The sequence below is a fragment of the Bacillus cereus group sp. N12 genome (assembly GCF_016483575.1).
Lineage (GTDB): Bacteria > Bacillota > Bacilli > Bacillales > Bacillaceae_G > Bacillus_A > Bacillus_A toyonensis.
On record NZ_JAEHBO010000035.1, the window covers coordinates 42,136 to 50,499 of the forward strand.

An 8,364-nucleotide genomic window follows, 5' to 3' on the forward strand; every position below is an offset into this window, starting at 1 on the left:
CAAGTTATTTTTTTAAAATCATATGAATTTGTATTTTTATAACACTTCATCCCGATTTTTCAATAAAAAAACACATATATTACGCATATATGTTGAATATTTAACTTCCGTATTTAAACAAAAATCCTGTTTTTAATTTTTATTAAAAACAGGATTTTGCATCTAAATAATTAAATTTAACCTTTCTTCTAAAATCTCCCTATCGGATTTTGACTGAGAAATGATAAGGCATGTATCATTTCCACATACACATCCTATTTTTTCTTTCCAATCTAGCTCATCAAACAAAACACCAATAACATGTGCATTACCGGGTAATGTTTTAATAACCATTAATTGATCTACACAATCAATTTTTACAACAACCTCTCGTAATTTTTTCTTTAACTTTATATCAGTTTGTAAATGCTCTTCTGAGAAAAATTTATATATCATTAATCCTTCTTGAGAAGGTACCTTCGTTAAATTTAACTCACGAATATCTCGAGAAACTGTAGCTTGTGTTACTAATACATCTTTTTTTGCTAACAATTCTACTAATCTTTCTTGCTTCTCTATTTCATACTCCTTTACAAATTGTTTAATTAATCGTTGTCTTTTTTCTTTTTTCATAAAAGACACCCCTTTTAATATTATAGCTCGCTATAATTTTCATCCGAAAGGGACAGAAAAGAATGTTGCGGAAACGTTCATAGTTTATACTTTTTAACTGTAGATATTAAATCTAGCTAAAAAAAGAGAAGAACAGCATTCTGTTCTTCCTTTTACATTGAAAACCGTTCAATTGTTTGTTTTAAATCCGCTGATTGCTTCTCTAAGTCTTTTAATAATTGATCGATTGCTATCATATTTTTAGACTGTTGCAACGTCACACGTGCCACTTCTTGTGAACCAGCTGACGTTTCTTCCGCAATTGCTGCTACAGCCTTTGTTTGTGCTCCTGTTTGATGAATGTGATTCACTTGTTCATTCATATAACTACTAATTTGCTTAGTTGCATCGGCTACTTCCATAACACTTGATGACATTTCTTTTAAAATTAATTCTGTAGCTTCTCCGCGTTTCGCCTCTTCTTTAGCTGTCTTCACCTGCTCTGTCATTTTCAATGCGACTTGCTGTACTTCATCTTGCATATTCCGTAATAACTGCGATATGTTTTTTGCGGAATGATCACTTTCATCAGCAAGTTTACGTACTTCTTCTGCTACAACCGCAAAGCCCCTTCCATGCTCCCCTGCACGAGCTGCCTCAATAGAAGCGTTGAGTGCTAATAAATTTGTTTGGCTAGCAATCTCACTCACAACAGAAACAATGTGTTCAACTTGTTTCATTCGCTCTTCTAATTTCTGTACATTTTCCATCGAATCTTCATTTTCTCTCGCCAATGTTTGAATACCTTGAATTAAAGAAGTAAAGACACGTGTACTTTGTCCTAAAGCTTGAACCATTTCTGAAGACAACTCGTCAGACTGTTTTGCTTTTCCTTCTACTTCATTTGCAATAGAAGTCGTTGTATCAACAGTAGAAACGATCGCTTGAATCGATGCTGCTGATTGCTCGGCACCGGAAGAAATCTCCGCAAGGGTTTCAGACACACCTTGTGCTTGCTTTGTCGCTTCACCTGTTTGTTTTCTAATTTGCTGAACTTGATTATTTGTATACGAAAATGTAGTATCGATATTTTTTACCATGCCCCTTAAGTTCCCTAGCATCATATTAAATGCAACACTTAAAGATTTTATCTCATCATCGATCTTTGGCAATGGGACATCTTCACGAATATCACCTTCAGCCGCTTTCCTTGCTGCTTCTTCCAACTTTCGAAGTGGTTTAATTAAAAATATTGCTGCCCCATACGCTAAAATTCCAGACCATACTACACCTAATAACATAACGATAATATTATAAACAGTTTGACTTACATAACTTTGAAAATAATCATATATAACGTAAATGAAAATTAAACTTGTTGAATATGTAATGAAAGCTAGAATTGTAGTAAATAACATAAGCTGTATACGCAAGCCAAAGGAAAATGTTTTTCTTTCTTTTCCCATCTCTTCTTTCCCCCTTCTTATAAGCAATATAAGTACTACCTATATATTATTATCCATATTTTCGTTATAGAAAGATATAGGGATTTTAAAAATCATTATTTCTTTGAATATTAAATCCCCTGAAAAAAATAAAGGATTCTGACAATTTATGACTAATAACAGAAATAAGGGGCAACATTTGTAAAATATATTTTTGACTGGGGGTTTTGTATGATTCAAGTTCGAAATCTAGTAAAATCATTTGGCTCACTTGATGTTTTAAAAGGAATTGATTTAGAAGTAAAAGAAAAAGAAGTTGTTGTTTTAATCGGTGCCAGTGGTTCCGGCAAAAGTACATTACTTCGTTGTCTTAACTTTTTAGAAATGTACGATGAAGGTGAAATTCACTTACAAGGTGAACGAATTGATCCAAAGCATTCAAATTTAAACAAAGTCCGGGAAAATGTCGGTATGGTTTTTCAACACTTTAACCTCTTTCCTCATATGACCTCACTAGAAAACATCATAGAAGCACCTATTCACGTAAAAAAATTGGAAACAGCAGACGCGAAGGACGTTGGGAATCAACTCCTACAAAAAGTCGGCCTACAAGATAAGGCGGATGTAACTCCTCACCTACTTTCAGGTGGTCAAAAACAACGCGTTGCGATTGCACGAGCTCTTGCTATGAATCCTAAAATTATGCTATTTGATGAACCTACCTCAGCCTTAGACCCTGAACTCGTTGGAGAAGTATTGCAAGTTATGAAAGAACTTGCTGAAGAAGGAATGACAATGGTTATTGTTACTCATGAAATGAATTTCGCAAGAGATGTAGCTGATCGCGTCATCTTTATGGATGACGGAAAAATTGTAGAGGATGCTCCGCCAGCGCAATTCTTTTCAGCTCCATCACATGAACGAGCAAAACAGTTTTTACGTAACGTTTTATAATGTAACTTCTATTTCAAACGTAAAGAAATACATTTATACGGTGCACAACTAATTGTCCAAATAAAATATCTCGATAACATACTTAAAACCATCCGTATGATCAATATATAGGAGGGGTCTTATGAAAAGAAAACTATTAACCATTGTTGCGAGTATTACACTATGTACATCATTCATACTGGGAGCCTGTAGTAAGGAAAGCTCGACTACTTCATCAAATGGTGAAAAGGAATTTCGTTATGCGATGAGTGGATTATACAAACCTTTTAACTATAAAGAAAATGACGGAAAACTTGCCGGATTTGATGTAGAAATAGGTGAGGCGCTCGCGAAAAAGATGGGAATGAAACCCGCTCCTATTACAAATCCGTGGGAAACGCTAATTCAAGGTCTACAATCAAAAAAATATGATGCAATCTTAGGAAGTATGGCCATTACAGAAGAACGATTAAAAGCTGTTAGTTTCTCAAACCCATATTATCGCTCTGGTGCCCAGATTTTCGTAGCTAAAAAGAATACATCTATCTCTTCTCCAGAAGATTTGAAAGGAAAGAAAATTGGTGTTGTAAAAGCTAGTACCTTTAAAACTCTTGTTTCAAAACATACAGATCAAATTACAGAATACGATAGTGATATTACCGCTCTTATGGACTTAGAGCCTGGGCGTGTGGACGCAGTAATCACTGATCAAATGGTTGGTCTTCGAATGATTAAAGAAGGTAAATCAAATATAAAAGAAGCTGGAAAACCATTAAATCTTGATGAAATGGGAATTGCTATTCGCAAAGATGATAAAGAAATGGTTAAGAAAGTAAATAAGGCTTTAGATGAAATCATTAAAGATGGTACGTACGAAAAGATTAGTAAAAAATGGTTTGGTCGTAATATTCTTGGAGAAGAGGCAAAAACGAAGTAAGTTAACTATTCAAAGATTCCATAAATCATGCCCCACTTTTTATGTGGGGTATTTCATTCCCTACTAAAATCTATACACTATGAGGTGAAACGCATGTTTGAAATTTTTATCTCTACCTACCCCACACTCTTAAAAGCTACTATTGTCACATTACAATTAACATTAACTTCCCTAGTACTCGGCTCATTAATTGGATTACTATTCGCTTTCTTTCGAATCTCTAACAATAAAGTTCTAAATAGTATCGCTCATGTCTACATCGCCATTATTCGTGGTACACCTTTAATTGTTCAAATCGCAATTCTCTATTTTGGTATTACATCTGTTGTTGTGTTCACCCCTTTTTGGGCAGGAGCAATTGCTTTAGCAATTCATAACGGTGCATATATTACCGAAATTTTCCGTGGATCCATTCAATCCGTTGACCGTGGACAATTAGAAGCTGCTCGCTCTTTAGGCATGCCTTACCCTTTGGCGATGCGCCGAATTATATTACCACAAGCATTTCGTCTATCTCTTCCTCCTCTGGGTAATCAATTTATTATTGGATTGAAAGATTCCTCACTTGTTGCTTACGTAGGACTGTCCGAATTATGGGGATCGGGTTTATCAATTGCCGCAAGTAACTTCCAACAATTAGATACATATGTAATCGTTGGTTTATATTATCTCGTACTCGTTCTCCTATTTACTTATTTTGTTAACCTTTTAGAAAAACGATTACAGCGCAAAGAGACAAACTCTATCCAAGTCCATACAAAGAATAAAAAAGAAGTTTCTTTATAAAAAAAAGCAAGCCTGAGATGGCTTGCTTTTTCACTGCAAAATATATCAACTTTTACTGATTTACTTTTTTAATACTCTCTTTTTCTTCTATATGTTCCTCACGATATGAAATATTATGAGGGTCTAATCCATTTCCTAAAGAACCGTAGAAATGTTCTCTATGCGGATCAACTAATTCACTTCCGTGATAATACACACGTGGTGTATTCCAAAGTGCTGCCAATGCTTTTGTCATCGGCATTTCGTGATAGCGTTCCGGCCACATTTCTTTAATCTTCTCTTTTACTAACGGATAGTATTTAGAGCTCATAGCAGGGAACAGATGATGTTCTGTATGATACGAGAAATTGAAATGTAAAACATCTACCCAGCGCGGCACTGTTACTGATAAACAGTTTGCTAACGGATCATTTACTGGAACAATTGGATTTAAGCGGTGATTTGTTGCGATATATGCCATTACAATAAAGTTAGCAATTAACAAAGGAATTACATATGCAAATAACCATTTTCCAGGTCCCATAATAAATAATAAACTAATCCAAACTGTCCAAGGCAAAAGAAGTTGAAGCCATACAGATTTTTGATTCGATGACTTAAATTCTTTTATAAAATGAAAGAACATTCGAGTCGAATGCAATGTAAATTGAATTGTTAGTGACAGAAAACTAAAGAATGAACGTACATGTAAAGGCATACGATATACCCAACTCAAAAACTTACTCTTCTTAAGTTTCTCAAGTGTCGGCCATGCATCCGGATCATTCTCTTCATGCTGTGTATGAACATGATGCGTTGCATTATGCCACTTTCTCCAAAGCTTTGGTCCTGTTGATAATGGCATAAATGCAATCGCGCCTAAGAAGTCACGAAGCCATGCTTTTCTTACAACAGTTCCATGTAAAATTTCATGCCCTAAAAATCCTAGTGAAGCAAAACATAATCCAAGAACAATCGCAATTCCTAGATTCGCCCACACATTCAATTCAAATACACCAATCGATATTAACCCCGCCAATGCCACAAGCAAATAAGCCAGTCCACCAAATAAACGAGTAGGCACTGGTTTAAATGCTTTTTTCGGCAAATGTGGTGATACACGTGCTGCATACCACCCAAACGTATGAAGCTCCTTCATCCTTTTGCCCCTTTCTTATGCCGCGCCTTGCGCAACTTACATATATCAATTCTTGCTTCCAGATTGATTTTACTAGATGATCCAAAAAGCATCTATTATAAGGAAAATATACTCACTCTATCGTCACTTATTTTTCGCTTTTATTATCAATGAAAAACATTTCTCTTTTTACTCTCTATCAACCTTTCCACATGATGAATCATAACAATAGAATTTCTATATTGTCAACAACTTTTATGACCTAGTAATAAAAGTTGGTTATATTTTTATAATCATACTTTATTTCACTAAAGAAAATGTATAGATTCCATAAGGATTCACCTACTATATATAGACATTTTCTTAAACGCCATAGACTCTATCTCATTCAATAACTCTCTATGTGATCAATAAATGGAATCACTTAAATTTAGTTTTATATAAATCCTACTTCTTCATAATGCCCCACCTAATTAATTATATTAAAATAATTTATAACCTCTTTTAATAAAGATAGACTACTTCTAAAACAATACACATGAATTTCATATAATATGGAAATATTAAAAGGAAAATTGTTCTAAAATTAGGAGGTTTCCGCAATGACAAGTGATACATTTCCACAACTGCCGCTATCTTATTGGATTGAATCTACTCAGTTTCCTACTTTCTCTCGTTTATCCGAAAATATAAAGACGAAAGTTGCTATTATCGGTGCTGGTATTACAGGTATTACTACTGCCTATTTACTTGCAAAAGAAGGCATCGACGTTGTTTTAATTGATTCTGGTCGTATTTTAAACGGAACGACTGGGCATACAACAGCAAAAGTAACAGCACAACATGATCTTATTTATGATGAATTAATAAATCATTTCGGTGTAGAAAAGGCCGGGCTTTACTATGAATCAAATAATAAGGCTCTACAATTCATAAATGAAACTGTTCAAACATATAAAATCGACTGTAATTTCTCAAACGAAAATTCATATTTATATACAACTACTGATAACGGATTAAGAAATTTATCGAAAGAATATGAAGCTTATCAAAAATTAAATATACCTTGTGACTATGTTCAATCTCTATCGATTCCTATTCCAGTACAATCTGCACTTGTAATGAAAAATCAAGCGCAATTCCACCCCCTCCTTTATTTGAAAACACTTTTAGAAAAGTTTGTGGAGATGGGAGGAAAGGTCTATGAACAAACAACAGCTATGGATGTGGAAAAAGGAGATTATCCACAAGTAATTACAAAGGAGGGGCATCGCATCACTTGTGAATATGTCGTCTCTTGTTCTCACTTTCCTTTTTATGATGCGAATAGCTTTTTCTTTACGCGAATGTACGCAGAACGCTCCTATGCTCTTGCAATAAAAGCAAAAACAGATTATCCAGGTGGCATGTATTTAAGTATTGATGATCCAAAACGCTCCTTACGCTATATAACAAACAATGGAGAAAAATTAATTTTGATTGGCGGAGAGAGTCATAAAACGGGACAGGGAATAAATACAATGCTTCATTATGAAGCACTCTATTCTTTTGCTGAAGCAACTTTTGGAGTAGATGAAGTTCCCTATAGATGGTCAGCGCAAGATTTGATTACGCTAGACAAGCTCCCTTATATCGGACATATTAACGAAAGCAATCCCAATATATTTGTTGCAACTGGATATCGCAAATGGGGAATGACAACTGGAACTGCTGCAGCTCATTTACTGAAGGATTCCATACTAAAAGTCCACAGCCCATATAAAGAGCTGTTTGCACCATCACGGTTTCATGCAAATCCAGATATAAAAACATTCCTTTCTCAAAACATTGATGTTGCTAAACATTTAATTGAAGGGAAACTTGAAACTGCATTACGTAAACCAGAGGATCTTGAAGTTGGCGAAGGATCCGTTGTACATGTCAACGGTAAACGAGCAGGTGCTTATAAAGATAAAGAAGGAAAACTACATATCGTCGATACGACTTGTACACACCTCGGCTGTGAAGTTGAATGGAATAACGGTGATTGTACTTGGGATTGTCCTTGCCACGGTTCTCGTTTTTCCATTGATGGCGATGTTATGGAAGGGCCAGCAGATCAACCATTAAAACGAGTTGATAACGAATAAAAAACAAAGAAGTTCAACAAGAATCCTGTTGAACTTCTTTGTTTTTCATGACACCTTTTCATATAAATTTCGACATAAGAAGGGAAATATTAACAGTAAATAAAATAATATATTCATCTACAAATAAAAGGGGTGAATACTATGCAACCTTCTGCTCCACCTCATCTAGAATCTACAGAAACTATCTTTTCAAGCTCTATTACAAAACTTGTTGTTTTTATTTGTTGGCTAGCCATTCTAGCTGACGGATATGATTTAGGTATTTACGGTGCCGTTCTGCCAAAGCTTTTAGAAGATAACAATTGGGCACTATCACCAGCTCAAGCTGGAACAATTGCCAGCTACGCTCTATTTGGGATGTTTATTGGCGCTATTCTAGTCGGAACCATTACAGATTTAATTGGACGAAAGTGGACACTTATATGC

The 8,364-nt window shown here is 34.9% G+C and carries 8 protein-coding genes; 5 read left to right on the top strand and 3 right to left on the bottom strand.

The window, feature by feature from the left end:
• Positions 1-162 precede the first annotated feature (162 nt).
• Positions 163-612: an arginine repressor gene (argR, locus tag JDS92_RS16850; RefSeq protein ID WP_000711836.1), complete on the bottom strand. Its 450-nt coding sequence runs from the start codon at positions 610-612 to the stop codon at positions 163-165.
• A 152-nt stretch (positions 613-764) separates the two neighbouring features.
• Complete coding sequence (locus JDS92_RS16855) at positions 765-2,057, bottom strand: methyl-accepting chemotaxis protein (protein ID WP_199632186.1); 1,293 nt, start codon at positions 2,055-2,057, stop codon at positions 765-767.
• Positions 2,058-2,267: 210 nt separating this feature from the next.
• Here JDS92_RS16855 and JDS92_RS16860 point away from each other — a divergent pair, with 210 nt between their 5' ends.
• The 3 genes from JDS92_RS16860 to JDS92_RS16870 all read left to right on the top strand — a co-directional run bounded on the left by JDS92_RS16860 (position 2,268) and on the right by JDS92_RS16870 (position 4,692).
• A complete protein-coding gene (locus JDS92_RS16860) occupies positions 2,268-2,990 on the top strand; it encodes an amino acid ABC transporter ATP-binding protein (protein ID WP_000616929.1) in 723 nt (240 codons plus the stop codon).
• A 121-nt stretch (positions 2,991-3,111) separates the two neighbouring features.
• Entirely contained in the window at positions 3,112-3,906 is a 795-nt protein-coding gene (locus JDS92_RS16865) for an ABC transporter substrate-binding protein (protein ID WP_000823745.1), read from the top strand.
• Positions 3,907-3,999: 93 nt separating this feature from the next.
• Positions 4,000-4,692 carry an amino acid ABC transporter permease gene (locus JDS92_RS16870; protein ID WP_000461553.1) on the top strand — a complete coding sequence of 231 codons (693 nt, stop codon included), beginning with the start codon at positions 4,000-4,002 and terminating at the stop codon, positions 4,690-4,692.
• Positions 4,693-4,744: 52 nt separating this feature from the next.
• Here the strand turns inward: JDS92_RS16870 and desB are convergent, their stop codons facing one another.
• Positions 4,745-5,830, bottom strand: a complete 1,086-nt coding sequence (gene desB / locus JDS92_RS16875) for a Delta(10) desaturase DesB (protein ID WP_000661221.1) — start codon at positions 5,828-5,830, stop codon at positions 4,745-4,747.
• Positions 5,831-6,411: 581 nt separating this feature from the next.
• On the opposite strand from desB, the gene JDS92_RS16880 reads away from it, so the two are divergent.
• Together JDS92_RS16880 and JDS92_RS16885 are read left to right on the top strand one after the other, a co-directional pair.
• Positions 6,412-7,938 (top strand): FAD-dependent oxidoreductase, encoded by a 1,527-nt coding sequence (locus JDS92_RS16880; protein WP_097895658.1) that lies wholly within the window; start codon positions 6,412-6,414, stop codon positions 7,936-7,938.
• A gap of 141 nt (positions 7,939-8,079) precedes the next feature.
• The coding region (locus JDS92_RS16885) for an MFS transporter (protein WP_199632187.1) at positions 8,080-8,364 on the top strand (285 nt) is incomplete at its 3' end.